The organism is Geobacillus lituanicus (assembly GCF_050994965.1).
GTDB classification, from domain to species: domain Bacteria; phylum Bacillota; class Bacilli; order Bacillales; family Anoxybacillaceae; genus Geobacillus; species Geobacillus stearothermophilus.
In genome coordinates, this window is the sequence record NZ_CP194773.1 from 2,235,497 (window position 1) to 2,249,937 (window position 14,441).

A 14,441-nucleotide genomic window follows, 5' to 3' on the forward strand; every position below is an offset into this window, starting at 1 on the left:
ATGTGCACACATTATCCTTTTTGGATCCAGAACATCAACACACCGTTGTCTTCTTTCATCTCAAGCACCGTATGGCCGCTCGCTTTCGCCCATGCCGGCAAATCGTTTTTCGCCCCTTTATCGGTCGTGTGCACCTCGAGCACTTGACCTGATTGCAATTCGTCCATCGCTTTTTTCGCTCTCACCACCGGCATCGGGCAGGCCAATCCTTTTGCATCCAATACTTTCGTTGCGTTCATTTTGATAACCTCCTTGATATCATACGTTTTATTACCATTACCCCTATGGGTATATTACTACGAGAAAAAGAACGTTGTCAACACCTTTTTGTTGAGCAACGCATTAACGGCTTTTCACAAGCAGTTCCACTGCTTCTTTGACAAGACTGTCTGTGCTTTCCCCTTTTTCCATGCTTTCACGAAGACAATGTTCCAAATTGGTGCTGACGATGACGGCAATGGCGCGGTCAATGGCATTGCGCGCCGCCGACAGCTGGGAAACGACGCTCTTGCAGTCTTTCCCTTGTTCCATCATGCCAAGGACGCCTTTAATTTGTCCTTCAATCCGTTTTAAGCGGTTTTTGATCTCTTTGTTATATTCCATCGGCTCGTTCGCCCCCTTTCTTGACAATCGCAAGCCGTGATCGAATAGCTGTTCACCTCATAGCCATAGCGGCGCAACAGGCGGATGCCGACGTTTTTTTCGATGTCATCCTGAACGATGATATGAAGCGGCTTTGGCGGAATATCCCGCGCATGCCGTTTCAAATACGCCACCGGAATATGCAACGCTTGGCCAAATATGGAGCCGTTGCTTTCATTATAATCGCGCAAGTCAAGAAGAAGCAAGCCGTCCGGCACCTCTTCTACCGGAAGGCATGGGATATGTTTTACAGGATAGTAGCGTCGATACAACGCTGCGCCCAAAAGAATGAGAAAGAATAACAAACTGCTAACGATCAACGGTTCACCCCCTCTATTCACCCTATGCATGATCATTATATACCCTATACGGTATAATGACAATAAGAAATATTTTCCTCAACAATTGGTTATTCCCAGCGAATCAAAAGACCATAGACAGCCGGGTGAAAACGGACAAGTTCCACGTTGCCCGCCTTTTGCTTCACATAGGAAAACAGTTCCTCCGACGGAATCCGCTCATGGAGCGGCGGCCCCATTTCGCTTTCCATCGTCTCCCATTCGATCAACAGAAACTGCCCGTTTGGCCTCATCACACGGCGAATTTCGTCAAGGGCGGCTTCTTTTTGTTCCACCTCATGAAAGACAAATGCCATGATCCCTTTGTCCACCGAATGCGAAGGCAAGGCGGTCGAAGCGACATCCGCCACCCGATATTCGATGTTGGTAACCGCTAGTTTCGCGGCTCGCTGTTTTAGCAATTCAATCATTTCTGGCTGCACATCGACCGCATACACTTTTCCGTTTGTCGCCTGCGCGAGAGGAATCGTGAAATAACCATTCCCGGCGCCAAGATCGACGACCGTGTCATCCGGTTTCACGGACAACATCGAAATGACCCGTTGCGGGTCGATCCATTCCTTGCGCTTCGGATCCAATAATCGTTCAGCATGTTCGTAATGAAAACGATGCCCTGTCATCCTTTTCCCTCCTATTCCTCACTTCCATTTCATTATACTCGCAAAGAGAGGAAAAAAGCCGGCATTGGAAAACGCCGGCTTTTCCCTACCGAACGGCGCACCGGTTTGGACCGATTTCCATCTCCCGTTGTTCCTCTTCCGTAGGATGCAATTTCCCCATGTTGGTCTGCCGAATTTCCTTGTAAGCCGGATCGATATAAGTTGCAATAAAGATTTTCCGATTGTTCGATTCTGTTTTCCTTCATAACAAGTCATTTTGATAGAATGCGGTGGGCGCTCTACTGGATGTAAAACAAAGTTTCAACTTATATAGTGTAAAAAAATATACTTAATGATATAAAAGGCATCCAGATGCAATGAATGCACTGTATCATCCAGAAAGAATGAATACAATTTGCAATGAGTGAAAATAACAGGTATATAACATTTATTTGTAAGTATGTTCTTTATGATCATAAAGTGACAAAAAGTATACTATCGCGTTATAATCAACATGGGGGTGAAATGATGGGTCACGTTTGTGGCAAGACGTATAATTGTGAAAAAGAATTAACACTCGCTGTTATTGGCGGTAAATGGAAAATGCTTATTTTATGGCATCTAGGAAAAGGGGGAAAGAAGCGGTTTAGCGAACTAAAAGCCCTCATGCCTGGGATCACCCAAAGAATGCTTGTTAACCAGCTGCGGGAGCTGGAGCAAGATCAAATTGTTTATCGCGAAGTCTATCCGGTTGTTCCGCCAAAAGTGGAATATTCATTGACCGAACATGGGAAAAGCTTGATGCCAATTCTTGATGCGATGTATGAATGGGGCAAAAACTATATGGAGACGGTCGTAAAGGGGCAAGTAAAAATCAATGAAGCAACCAAGTAGAAAGCTTTCTCTGTTATGAAAGCTTCGAAAACACTCTGCGTGTATGTTATATGCACTTTTCTTTTTTTGCTGGTAAACAAAGAAATACATACATGAAAGATAATGAGGAAAGCAATAAGTTTTATAATTAGACGCGAAAAACCAACGGACAACCATCTTTATGAAAGAACCGCTGTCCGTTGGTTTTTCTGTATATGCGTTGATGACTGTTGATGGAGTCCCGAAAATGGCGTAAAAGAAAAACGGCAAAAAAGTGCTTTGGTTTTCCAGTGGCCCGAGTTCACTGACAATAAATAAGGACTTGGCATGGCTGTTCGAATGCGAGGAAGGTCTGGAAAAAATATTCCGAATTTCTTTTTTTATTTTTAGGTATAATTTTTCACACTATGTAACACGAAAGTATCTACTTGTTAAATGGAATGATGTGCCTAATAATATCAGTATCGCCACATGAATGGGCGATACGTTGCTAGATGGATAATGAGAGAGGAGGGGTAAGAATGTATCGAAAGGAGTTTTATGTCTTTGACCAAGATCGTCCTGTTCCAGCGGTGATCCGAAATTATGAAGAAAAGGACTTTCCTGGATTAATCCGCATTCAACAGGAAAGTTTTCCTCCGCCATTCCCGTCTGAATTATGGTGGAATACGGAACAGCTGAAAAACCATGTGACACTCTTTCCAGAGGGAGCCTTATGTGTTGAGGTGAATGGTGAAATTGCGGGGTCAATGACAGGGCTTATTGTCGACTTTGATCCCAGCCATCCGGACCATACATGGGAAGAGATCACGGATCATGGATATATCCGCAACCATAACCCAAACGGGAATACGCTTTATGTCGTTGATATTGGCGTGCGCCCTGCCTACCGCAAATGGGGGCTGGGAAAATGGCTGATGCTATCCATGTATGAAGTGGTTGTTCATTTGGGACTAGAGCGGCTGTTAGGCGGAGGGAGGATGCCTGGCTACCACAAAAAAGCGCATGAGATGACAGCGGAGCAATATCTCGAAGCGGTAGTAAAAGGCAAATTGAAAGATCCTGTTATTACCTTCCTGCTTCGCTGCGGCCGCACACCTGTCAAAGTGGTGGCAAACTATTTAGAGGATGAAGAATCGTGCAATTATGCTGCACTGATGGAATGGAAAAATCCTTTTTATCGCGCAAAATCTTAAAGGAGAATGATGAAAATGGAGTATCGCAGAATTACGAGCATTGAAGACCCTTTGTTTAAGAAAATGCATCAATTGATGCAAAATGTATTTCCTCCGGAAGAAGTATTGGCATTTGATTTGTGGAAAGAGCCTCTGGAAGATCCGGGAATTCGTGTGTGCGTTGCTGTTCACGAAGGAGAGGTAGTAGGCGCAACGGAGTACCGTTATTATGAAGATTTAAATGTCGCGATGACAGATTTCACCATTATCGGCCAAGCAGGACTGGGGATCGGCCGGTTTTTAGCCAAAAAGCGGCTGGAGGATTTGCAAAATTGGGCCGCTGCAAATGGAAAGCAGTTGTATGGCATGTTCGCCGAGATTTATGATCCTTATCGGGTGAAGCATTATGAATTTGGCGGGATTAAGCCGATGGATCCATATGTTCGTCGTGAGGTATTATCTCATTTGGGATATAAGCGGCTTGACTTCCCTTATGTCCATCCATCTTGGAACAATGATGGAGAAGCCGTAACCGGCCTTGATCTTTGTTTCCTTCCGATGGACGATAGCGTGAATGAACTTCCAGCGGATCTTGTTGTGAAGTTTTTGAAACGTTATTATTCTGTCTTATCGAACAAACCAAGGGATTGGTATGAAATGATGGAAAAACTAGAGGCGAAAAACACCATACCGCTATTACCGATTTAAACCTTAATAAAAACACCATGCTTATGGAACCTTAAAAAAATTTTTCCAACTTCAGTGCGTCTTTTATCGTTTCCCTATCGAAAGCAGCAAAAATGCTATTTCGATGCTGGAAAGGGGTATGGGCCTAGAACGGGTGGCCGAACAGCGCTGTGAGGTTTGCGCGGGGCGCGGCATTGTTCTGAGGCCGCCTTTTGACAGCGTCCTTGCTGCTTTTCAAGATATCGCAGCCATGCGGCCCAAGGCGACGCCCGACTTTGACCAAGGGTATGTGACGCCCGAGACAACCGTTCGGCGGCTGGCACTGATGGCCCAACAGGGAGATCTGATGGGGCGAGACTGCCCGCCTTCTGCAGCGGGAATACCCGTTGCCGAGGGCGGGCGTTTTGTTCGCCGTTTCCTGACATCTGCATGCGGAGTTGCGTTCTTCAAGGTTTGCTGAATGACATTTGCCACCATCGCACGATTTTACCGATGGATTATGGAAGGCAACAGACTTTTGAGAGTTTTTGACGCCGCGTGCAACCATGAAAGGAGTGGTCATCGATTTTGCAAAAAGTCTTGGCACCCCCCCGCGTTCTGACTGATAACCGATTTGATTTGTAATGATCATCGAGGGAATGCTGATAGTGGGAGAGCGGCTGATGTGCACGAAGGGAATGAACGATCATGGATCGATCACAAGAATCCAATCTCCCGATTAAAAAAAGACCGCAAAGCGTTTCTTAAAGAAAGCTTTGCGACCTTTTCTCCTTTCCCCCGTGATTAAGTTGAAAATTTCGTTTAAATAGCTTAAAATTTCGAATGGTTAAAGATGTCTGCGCAACATTCCTTATACTCTATTCCAGATTAGCGTGTCTTTTGAACATGGTATTGGAGTCCAATCCTTTTTTCTCCATGCATCTTAATATGATCGCATCATAAAACAGCAAGAGGGTTTGCTCAAAAAGCGATCCCATCGGCTGTATCGTTTTGTATCCGTTATCTGACTGGCCTTTAGGCGAGCCAGGCAATTTGACCGTGATATCAGCCAATTGTCCAATGGTCGATTCAGGGAAAATGGTCACTAACGCTACGGTTGCCCCTAAGCTTTTCGCTTTTTCAGCCATGGAAAGCAGTTTTTGCGTTTTTCACGACACGTTTGATTGTGGCAAGGTCTTCAAGAAAGTTTTTGCCGACTGCTTGAAGATCATAACCTGTGTGTACGCAAATATAGTCGACTCCAAACCCATCTACTTCTTTCGCTCGTTCTTCTAAATTTTTAACCCCGATCATGTCCACCAATATTTTTTTGCCTTGTTTTTTAGCTTCTTCCACAGCACCTTTGATGGACAAATCTTCAGCAACTCCAAGTATCGTGATAATGTCGGCTCCGGCTTCGGACGCTTTCATGACTTCATATGCGGCGGCATCCATGATTTTTAAGTCTGCCAATACTTTTAAGTGAGGAAATTCTTGTTTGATTTCTTTTACAGCTCTAAGACCTTCATTAATGATAACTGGAGTGCCGATTTCTACAATATCCACATACTCCTCAACTTCTTTTTACTAATTGTTTCGCTTCTGGAATGTTTACGAGATCCAATGCTAATTGTAATTCCATGAATCCTTCACCTCTCATAAAAATTTTGCAGGTTGCATAAGCAGTATCATTTTTATGTGTTTATCTCTTACACACTGATGAGTATACTATGTATGTTTTGCCTTTAAAAGTACGCACTTTATTTTTATATAGTATCAAAAAATACACTATTGTTCATTATGTATACTATTTGGGAAAGAGGGGCTCTCCATTTCCAGACAAATTTTATTTTGAAATGGCCCAAAAATAAGAAAAGCAATATGCTATCCATTGCTTGTGGCATTAACTGAAGAACTGTTTCTTTGTCAAGCCATATGTAAAAAGGGCTATCTCATCTTTGTGAGACAGCCCTAAAACGCCGGATTTTATTTCCTGAGTTCGACAGTTTTGAGGCCATTTCAGGCAAATGAACATGGCCAAAATGCTGTGATATCGCGGTAAAGCTGGCCGTACGAAATGCCCGTCAGCTCAAGCAGTCCTTTTTTCGAGATCAATTCTTATTCCATGAGCCGCACACCCCCTTCCTTTTGTTAATTGCAGCATAACATTGTTACGTTATAAAGAGAGGCGAAAACAACAGCGCCATACGCATGGTAAAAAACGAACCAAAGCGGTTGACAACTTGTCAGCTCGCTCATTACAATGAAACCAATTTCCGCCGATGATCAGGCGATGGACATGAGGAAAGGAGAGTCAGCAGCATGAATTCGATCTTACAAAAACAGCTAGCCACCGCAGCGAAACAAACCGAAGCGGATCTCGTTGTCAAAAACGGGAAAATCGTCAACGTGTTTACGCGCGAAATCATCGAAGGGGATCTCGCCATTGCGGAAGGGATGATCGTCGGCATCGGCCGCTATGAGGGAAGGAAAACGATCGATGCCGAAGGGCGTTATATATGCCCGGGGCTGATTGACGGACACGTGCATATCGAATCGTCGATGGTGCCCCCGAGCGAATTCGCCCGCGTCGTTCTCCCGCATGGCGTGACGACCGTCATTGCCGATCCGCACGAAATCGCCAATGTCGCTGGCGTCCGCGGCATACAATTTATGCTCGACGATGCGAAACGGACGCCGCTCGATGTGTATATGATGCTGCCGTCGTGCGTGCCCGCCACTTCGTTCGAACATGCCGGAGCCTCCTTATCCGCGGCGGAACTGGCGCCGTTTTTCAACGATGAACGCGTTCTCGGATTGGCGGAAGTGATGGACTATCCGTCATTAAGGGAACAACAACCATCGATGCTTGACAAACTGGCGCTCGCGGCAAACGCCAACCGCCTCATCGACGGCCACTTGGCCGGCCTTGATGCCAACGCCATCAACGTCTACCGAAGCGCCCGCATCCATACGGACCATGAATGCGTCACCGCCGACGAAGCGCTTGAACGTATTCGCCGCGGCATGTACGTGCTCATTCGCCAAGGATCGGTCGCCAAAGACCTCGAAAAACTTCTTCCTGCCGTCACGGAGCACAACGCGCGCCGCTTTTTGTTTTGCACGGATGACAAACATCTTGATGACTTATGGTTCGAAGGCAGCGTCGACCACAACGTGCGGCTCGCCATTCGCGCCGGGCTCGACCCGCTTCTGGCCATCCAGATGGCCACGTTAAACGCCGCCGAGTGCTACCGGTTGTCGACGAAGGGCGCTGTCGCCCCGGGGTATGACGCCGACTTTTTGTTCGTTGAGGATTTGGAAACGCTGAAAATCACCCATGTCTTCAAACAAGGGGCGCTCGTCGCCGAACATGGAAGGGCAACGCTTTCCTTCCATCCGGCATCCAGTGAAACCGAACCGAAATTGCTTCAATCCATTCGTTGCCGACCCGTCACCGAATCGGATCTTCGCATCCCGATGACGAAAGGAAACAAAGCCCATGTCATTGAGATCATCCCAAATCATTTGCATACGAACCATCTTGTCACCGAAGTCGATGTCCGCGACGGGGCCTTTTCCCCTTCGGTCGAACGGGATTTGCTGAAGCTTGTGGTCGTCGAACGCCATCGCGGCCTCGGCATCGGCCTTGGCATCGTCCGCGGTTTCGGATTCAAAGCAGGCGCCATCGCTGCTTCGATTGCGCACGATTCGCATCACACCATCGCCGTCGGCACAAACGACCGCGACCTCATCGTCGCCATTGAACAGCTCCGCCAACAACAAGGCGGGCTTGCCGTCGCCAAAGACGGAGCGGTGCTCGCTGGATTACCGCTTGAGATCGGCGGATTGATGACAAGAAAAGATTATACTGAAGTGTTAAATGGATTGAAACAGATCCATGAAGCGCTGGACTCGCTCGGCTCAAGCCATGCCTTCAACCCGTTTATCACACTGTCCTTCCTCGCCTTGCCGGTCATCCCGGAGCTCAAGCTGACCGACCAAGGGTTATTTGATGTGAACAAATGGGAATTCATTCCTATTGAAGCGGTTTAAACCCTCCTATTTGCGCTGACGCTTCGAAGCGATAAGATTTGGCGAGCACCCGCCTTACAGAAAGCTGCCACTTAAAGCCGACCCGCCAAAAAACCAAGTCCCTTCATCTCCTCCATTTATCAGCCAAGGGGATGAAGGGATTTTCTTCGCCCCGCCTATTTTTCTCTTTTTTACAGCGCCATGCGGCATTGGCATAAGCACATTCCTGCATGATTGTAAAGCAGCAACATGGTCGAAAGGAAGGTGCAAGGAAATTGATCACCATCAGCCTTTGCATGATCGTCAAAAATGAAGAAGACATCCTTGCCCGCTGCTTGGACAGCGTCCGACATCTCGTAGACGAGATCGTGATTGTGGATACAGGGTCGACCGATCGCACGAAAGAAATCGCCCGATCCTACACCGCACGAGTCATCGACTTTCCTTGGAGCGATGATTTCTCTGTGGCGAGAAATTTCTCCTTTTCCCACGCCGCAATGGACTATATTTTTTGGCTGGACGCAGACGATATCCTGCCGGCAGAAGAGCAAACAAAATTTCTCACACTGAAGCACACCCTTTCTCCTGACATCGACTCCGTCACCATGATTTACAGCCTTGCCCAAGATGAAGATGGAAAAACGATTTCCAGCGTCCGCCGCAACCGCCTCATCAAACGAGCCAACCGCTTCCGATGGCATGGGGTCGTTCACGAATATTTGGAAGTATGGGGAACCATTCTCAATAGCGACATTACCATCATTCATCAACCTACTCATCACGCTTCAGACCGAAATTTAAAAATTTACGAGAGGCAGCTAGCACAAGGAATAGAACTTTCGCCAAGAGATCTATTTTACTTTGCCAACGAATTGTTTGACCATCAACAATACGAACAAGCCATTCAGTATTACGAACAGTTTTTGCAGACAAAAAAAGGGTGGGTGGAAGATTGCATCGCCGCCTGCGGAAAGGTAGCGGATGGTTTTGATGCGCTCGGTGATGAAGAACAGGCATTGCGATATGCGTTCCGATCGTTCGAATACGATACCCCTCGGGCTGAATGCTGCTGCCGGCTCGGCTATTACTTTCTTCAGCGCAAGCAATATCGGCTTGCCGCATTTTGGTACCATTTAGCCACTCAGCTCACAATGCCTTCCGACAGCTGGGGATTTGTTCATCATGCTTGTTGGACTTGGCTTTCCCACTTGCAGCTTTGTGTATGTTACTTTTACATGGGCGAGTACGAGTTAGCATACCAACATAACGAAAAAGCCAAACAATACGTTCCTCAGCATCCCGCAGTGTTGCACAACGAATGCTTGCTGCAATCCATTCTCGCCGCCGAAAGCACGTTCCACCAAGCCGATGAATCGCGATGAAAGGAGGTTATGCCGCTTGTCTGACCGACGTCCTATTCGAGTAAAATGTCTTTCCCCTTTATGCGGAACATGGCCGCCGATTGTAAAAATCTATACCGGACCAACAGGACCCACGGGACCTACAGGGCCCACGGGCCCCATTGGACCCCAAGGACCGACCGAACCCACGGAACCCATCGGACCCCAAGGACCGACCGGATCTACGGGACCCACTGGAGCAGGAGCCATCATTCCATTCGCTTCAGGAACAACGGTTGTCTTGACCGCCACTATAGCTGGGTTGGCCAACACCGCAAGTTTGATGGGATTTGGAAACGCTGCTTCAAGCATCAGTTTAGTGGGAGGAACCATAAACCTTGGGGGCACATCGAATTTTTCCCTTACCATTCCGCGTTCAGGAATCATTACTGCTGTCGCAGCCAATTTTTCCGCCACAACGGGCACAGCGCTTTTAGGAACGGCTACGATCCGCGCTCAATTGTATATCGCCACTTCTCTATCCAGCAACGTATTTTCGCCTATTCCAGGCACGCTCATTACATTAACGCCATCAATCACCTTTCCCATCTCCCTAGCCCAAAACGCCAGCGGCATCATCACAGGATTAAACGTGCCTGTCAATACTGGCGACCGGCTGCTCATGGCGTTTTTCATCACCACTTCCGGCCTTTCAATCGCCGCTTCCGTCATGGGGTATGCGAGTGCAGGAGTGGCGATTAGTTAGCGCCTCACTGTGATACCAAGGCTGCGGCTCATTGGAGCGCTCAACTAAGGCCGCTGCAAACAAGCGGCCTTATAATCCCTCTCCGTTCAGTTGAACGCTCTCCCGCCCTCATTTCGAGGTGGGAGATTCTTGGGAACACCCGCCCCGCGGCAGGATGTCCGCCAAGCCATCCCCGTGCGTCCCACGGTTCAGCCGCCCTACAACGACAGCAGTCGAAGCCCTTCATTTAGAATATTCCGGGCAGCGTTATGGTCCCGGTCATGTTCGGCTCCGCAGGCGGGGCACACCCACTCGCGAATGCCAAGCGATTTCACCTCGACGTGCCGATGCCCGCAGCACGAGCACAATTGACTCGAGGGAAACGTGCTCGCAACACGAACCACCGTCCGCCCGTACCATATCGCTTTATACTCGAGCATGCGAAGAAAACTCCCCCACGCGGAATCGGAAATGGATTTAGCCAGCTTGCGATTCTTTTGCATGTTCCTAACACGCAAGTCCTCCACGCACACCACTTGGTTTTCGCGGATGAGGCGGGTGGACAGTTTGTGCAGGAAATCGTTCCGGCAGTTGGCGATTTTTTCATGAAGCTTGGCCACTTTCAAACGGGCTTTCTCCCAGTTCGAACCGCTTGGCTTTCGACGAGCCATCACCCGCTGCCAGTAGGCGAGCTTTTCTTCATACCGGCGCCAATACCGGGGGTGTTCGATCGTTTCGCCTGTGGAAAGCACTACGATCTGTTTCAACCCCAAATCGACGCCCACTTTCTTGTCGGTTTGGGGCAATGGGGGAATATCCGTTTCCACGAGAATGGAGACGAAATACTTCCCCGCTCGATTTCGACGAATCGTGGCGGAGAGAATGCGGCCTTCCACCTCGCGGCTTTTGGCGAACTTCACCCATCCGAGCTTGGGAAGTTTCAACCGATGGCCGTCCACTTCGATCGTAGGGCGTCCGTTCTTTGGGTAGTTGCACTGGGCGGTGTACGATTGGTTCGGGTGTTTTTTGCTTTTGAAGCGGGGAGCGTTCGCCGTTCCCTCGAAGAACCGGTCAAACGCCTCGGCCAACTGCTGCAGTGCGTTTTGCAAGGCGGTTGAATCAGAGGTTTTCAGCCATGGAAGGGTTTTCTTCAAAGCTGTCAATCGTTTGGAACACTCGTTGTAGCCGAGTCCTTTTCCCGTGGTTTCATACGTCTCCTTCCACTCGGCCAAAAAGTGATTGTACACAAATCGGCAGCACCCAATCGTCTCGTTGAGGAGTTTTGCCTGTGTTCGGGTGGGATACAGCCGAAAGCGATAGGCTTTGTGCATAGCCCTCCCTCCTCAAAAAGAACGTTTGTTCTATTTACATCCATTGTATACTTTTTGCCCATTGGGGGCAATAGGGAGATTCGCAAAGGAAGCCCGGATTCATCCCGACTTACATTTACGGGTAAAAGCGAGATTTTCTCGGCGGAAGATGATCACAAATAAGCAGGCGGCTTCACGCGAACACCGTCGTGAACAACCGCCTGCTTTCTTCACGATTGCAACATGGAAAACACTTGCTCAACATCCTTATCCCCGCGCCCCGACAAATTCACAATGATGATTTGGTCTTTGCTTAACGTCGGCGCAAGCTTGATAGCGTACGCCACCGCATGGGCGCTCTCGAGAGCTGGGATGATTCCTTCTGTTTTAGACAGCAGTTGAAACGCCTCAAGCACTTCTTCGTTCGTGACCGTATAATACTCAGCCCGCCCGGACACTTTCAAGTAGCTATGTTCCGGACCAATGCCCGGGTAATCAAGCCCGGCGGCAATCGAGTATGTCGGCTGCGGGTTTCCATTTTCATCAAGGAGCACCAAACACTTGAATCCATGCAACACGGCCGGAACGCCCTTCGTTAGCGTCGCTGCCTTCTCCGGCTCGACACCGATGAGCCGCACGCTCGGTTCATCCAAGTAGTGGGCGAACGCCCCGATGGCGTTGCTTCCCCCGCCGACGCAGGCCACTACCGCATCCGGAAGACGTCCTTCCTTCTCTACAATCTGCCGCTTGCTCTCTTCGCTAATAACCGACTGAAAATGTTTCACCATCGACGGGTACGGATGCGGACCAACCGCCGAACCAAGCAAGTAAAATGTAGTCTTATAGTTTTGCACAAGATCGTTCAGCGCCTCGTCCACGGCATCCTTCAATCGTCCTTGACCTTTCGAGACCGACACGACTTTCGCCCCTAACAGCTCCATGCGGAACACATTGAGCGCCTGGCGCTTCGTATCTTCTTCTCCCATGTGAACTACCCCCACTTAATTTTCTAGCGAAAATTTGAAGTGGGGGCTTCCAAAGAAGTTTGACTGCTTCAAGCAATCCTTATTCTTTGAGGCGTGTCCACTTCGCCGCTAGAGCATAAGACACTCAGGTCTACAGCTTTACTTTTCTTTAAGATGTTTAATGCGCCATTGACATCAGCATTAATTAGTTTGCCAGACTTTGTTCGATACAAGCCGCGCTTAATACGTTTGCCGCTGAACTTATATTCTTTTGGATTGTCGGCATTATATTCAGGAATCTCATCGCCGTCAAAAAAGTTTAACAGCTTATAGTTTTCGTTAGTTTTTGCAAGATGATAGTTTTTCTCATAATTAAGAAATTCCTTGTGTTCAAAATAGTATTGTCTGACATTGTACAATCCGACGTTGTACATGTTCTTGGCAATATGGCACAGTTCTCGAAGAGTCAAGTATTCTTCTTTGGTCAAACCATTTAGCTGTTGTTTGATACAAAAATACATTTTTTCACCTCCCATATAACTATATTATACTATATTTTACTGAATCTATCCTATTTTCAGCAAAATATAGTTAAGGCGATTCATCTCCCACTTACTCCGCTTCGCTTCGTTGAAGTGGGAGTCTTCTCGCCTAATTAAGATAAATATCATGAATCCCTATAAGTTTCGGGTCGCCAATATGAATAGGGGCACCATGAACAGACGGGAAGCGGCTCGTGACTTGAACCGCCCTGACAACATCCTTATGGGGAATCGGGCGCATGCTTACAACCATCGGCCCTTCAAATCTTCCCGCTTTTACACACGGGATATTCGTTTTATACATCGGGACATTGCAATTTTCTTGAATGTGGCGAACCGGGATGCCATTGTTCACCAGGGCATGTTCAAACGTAAAGCTGCACCCGAGCAGAAAGCCGACCATGTCCTTATCCCAAAGATCGATGATATCCGTCCGCTCCTCTGTCAGTTCGCCATTTCGATAAACCCTATATTTCGGCAAGTCTACACGCAAATCTGCTCCTGGCGCCACCATGCTTGGCTCCCATGATCCCGGCTCGGTCACATCTAATACCGGACAAGGTTTCGGATTGCGCTGGCAAAACAGAAGAAATTCAAACGCCAACTCCTTCGGCAGCACAACTAAATTAGCCTGTGTATAGCCGTTTGCGACACCCGCTGTCGGTTTCACCCATTCATTGTTCCGAATCATTTGCCGTGCTTCTTTGGAGCTCATTGGTGCGGCGAAAGTCATCGCAATCTCCCTCCTTGGTTATTCAATATCACGATCTCCGATTAAGGGTATTAGTTTCTATCCCAAAATCACGTTCCCCGATACACGTGCGCCAAAGAATACCTCATTAGCATTTCTAAGTCTAATTTCTTTATCCATCGTTCTGCTGCAGAGTTTACGTGAATAATATTTTCCTTCGCATCAACCACCAAAAATGGATCAGTAATAAACGATAACAGTCCCTCTATCGAGTAACCTAAGCCGCTCTTTTCTCATCGTTTCTATACTAAATCATAAATCATATCCATGCCTGGCCGCCTAACTTGCCCGAATCTGATGCCCGACAGTATTTTCTTGCAATCACCGTAAACTACCATAAAAAACATCCATGAGTAAATTTTACTCCCCACCCAGGCATGAAAATCCATCTCTCCTTCCATAATGGAGGATGAACGCAAACAGTTTGGAAAGACGTGCT

At 47.8% G+C, this 14,441-nt stretch carries 12 protein-coding genes and 6 pseudogenes; 7 read left to right on the plus strand and 11 right to left on the minus strand.

Annotated elements, in window-relative coordinates:
- Positions 1-11: 11 nt before the first annotated feature.
- The 4 genes from ACR1UW_RS11315 to ACR1UW_RS11330 all read right to left on the minus strand — a co-directional run bounded on the left by ACR1UW_RS11315 (position 12) and on the right by ACR1UW_RS11330 (position 1,621).
- Entirely contained in the window at positions 12-239 is a 228-nt protein-coding gene (locus ACR1UW_RS11315) for a sulfurtransferase TusA family protein (RefSeq protein WP_020278577.1), read from the minus strand.
- Positions 240-342: 103 nt separating this feature from the next.
- Positions 343-603, minus strand: a complete 261-nt coding sequence (locus ACR1UW_RS11320) for a metal-sensitive transcriptional regulator (RefSeq protein ID WP_013145015.1) — start codon at positions 601-603, stop codon at positions 343-345.
- Positions 570-962: a hypothetical protein gene (locus ACR1UW_RS11325; RefSeq protein WP_033012386.1), complete on the minus strand. Its 393-nt coding sequence runs from the start codon at positions 960-962 to the stop codon at positions 570-572. The genes ACR1UW_RS11320 and ACR1UW_RS11325 overlap by 34 nt, the downstream gene beginning before the upstream one ends.
- Positions 963-1,051: 89 nt before the next feature.
- Positions 1,052-1,621 carry a class I SAM-dependent methyltransferase gene (locus tag ACR1UW_RS11330; protein ID WP_015375142.1) on the minus strand — a complete coding sequence of 190 codons (570 nt, stop codon included), beginning with the start codon at positions 1,619-1,621 and terminating at the stop codon, positions 1,052-1,054.
- 507 nt (positions 1,622-2,128) lie between these two features.
- Here ACR1UW_RS11330 and hxlR point away from each other — a divergent pair.
- The 4 genes from hxlR (at position 2,129) to ACR1UW_RS11350 (ending at position 4,795) form a co-directional block, all read left to right on the plus strand.
- Positions 2,129-2,494 (plus strand): transcriptional activator HxlR, encoded by a 366-nt coding sequence (gene hxlR / locus ACR1UW_RS11335; protein ID WP_498933385.1) that lies wholly within the window; start codon positions 2,129-2,131, stop codon positions 2,492-2,494.
- Positions 2,495-2,994: 500 nt separating this feature from the next.
- Positions 2,995-3,669 carry a GNAT family N-acetyltransferase gene (locus ACR1UW_RS11340; protein ID WP_015375151.1) on the plus strand — a complete coding sequence of 225 codons (675 nt, stop codon included), beginning with the start codon at positions 2,995-2,997 and terminating at the stop codon, positions 3,667-3,669.
- A 15-nt stretch (positions 3,670-3,684) separates the two neighbouring features.
- Positions 3,685-4,356: a GNAT family N-acetyltransferase gene (locus tag ACR1UW_RS11345; protein ID WP_033015477.1), complete on the plus strand. Its 672-nt coding sequence runs from the start codon at positions 3,685-3,687 to the stop codon at positions 4,354-4,356.
- A 118-nt stretch (positions 4,357-4,474) separates the two neighbouring features.
- A complete protein-coding gene (locus ACR1UW_RS11350) occupies positions 4,475-4,795 on the plus strand; it encodes a bis-aminopropyl spermidine synthase family protein (RefSeq protein WP_044744794.1) in 321 nt (106 codons plus the stop codon).
- 397 nt (positions 4,796-5,192) lie between these two features.
- Here the strand turns inward: ACR1UW_RS11350 and ACR1UW_RS11355 are convergent.
- The 3 pseudogenes from ACR1UW_RS11355 to ACR1UW_RS11365 all read right to left on the minus strand — a co-directional run.
- A pseudogene (locus tag ACR1UW_RS11355) lies at positions 5,193-5,483 on the minus strand (phosphoheptose isomerase family protein); the annotation flags it as partial.
- A pseudogene (gene hxlA / locus ACR1UW_RS11360) lies at positions 5,458-5,956 on the minus strand (3-hexulose-6-phosphate synthase); the annotation flags it as partial. The pseudogenes hxlA and ACR1UW_RS11355, both read right to left, overlap by 26 nt.
- Positions 5,957-6,369: 413 nt before the next feature.
- Positions 6,370-6,429, minus strand: a pseudogene (locus ACR1UW_RS11365) (DUF4004 family protein); the annotation flags it as partial.
- Positions 6,430-6,636: 207 nt separating this feature from the next.
- On the opposite strand from ACR1UW_RS11365, the gene ade reads away from it, so the two are divergent.
- The 3 genes from ade (at position 6,637) to ACR1UW_RS11380 (ending at position 10,455) form a co-directional block, all read left to right on the plus strand.
- A complete protein-coding gene (ade, locus tag ACR1UW_RS11370) occupies positions 6,637-8,370 on the plus strand; it encodes an adenine deaminase (protein WP_328075454.1) in 1,734 nt (577 codons plus the stop codon).
- Positions 8,371-8,624: 254 nt separating this feature from the next.
- Positions 8,625-9,731: a glycosyltransferase gene (locus tag ACR1UW_RS11375; RefSeq protein WP_498933388.1), complete on the plus strand. Its 1,107-nt coding sequence runs from the start codon at positions 8,625-8,627 to the stop codon at positions 9,729-9,731.
- Entirely contained in the window at positions 9,718-10,455 is a 738-nt protein-coding gene (locus tag ACR1UW_RS11380; protein WP_498933390.1) for an exosporium glycoprotein BclB-related protein, read from the plus strand. The genes ACR1UW_RS11375 and ACR1UW_RS11380 overlap by 14 nt, the downstream gene beginning before the upstream one ends.
- Before the next feature lie 197 nt (positions 10,456-10,652).
- Here ACR1UW_RS11380 and tnpB read toward each other — a convergent pair whose 3' ends face one another.
- The 4 genes and pseudogenes from tnpB to ACR1UW_RS11400 form a co-directional block, all read right to left on the minus strand.
- On the minus strand, positions 10,653-11,765 hold the full coding sequence (tnpB, locus tag ACR1UW_RS11385; protein ID WP_498933392.1) for an IS200/IS605 family element RNA-guided endonuclease TnpB: 1,113 nt from the start codon (positions 11,763-11,765) through the stop codon (positions 10,653-10,655).
- Positions 11,766-11,974: 209 nt separating this feature from the next.
- Positions 11,975-12,736 (minus strand): annotated as a pseudogene (locus ACR1UW_RS11390) (tryptophan synthase subunit beta); the annotation flags it as partial.
- Positions 12,737-12,798: 62 nt separating this feature from the next.
- A pseudogene (locus tag ACR1UW_RS11395) lies at positions 12,799-13,095 on the minus strand (RNA-guided endonuclease TnpB family protein); the annotation flags it as partial.
- A 274-nt stretch (positions 13,096-13,369) separates the two neighbouring features.
- Positions 13,370-13,984, minus strand: a pseudogene (locus tag ACR1UW_RS11400) (putative hydro-lyase); the annotation flags it as partial.
- Positions 13,985-14,441: the final 457 nt, after the last annotated feature.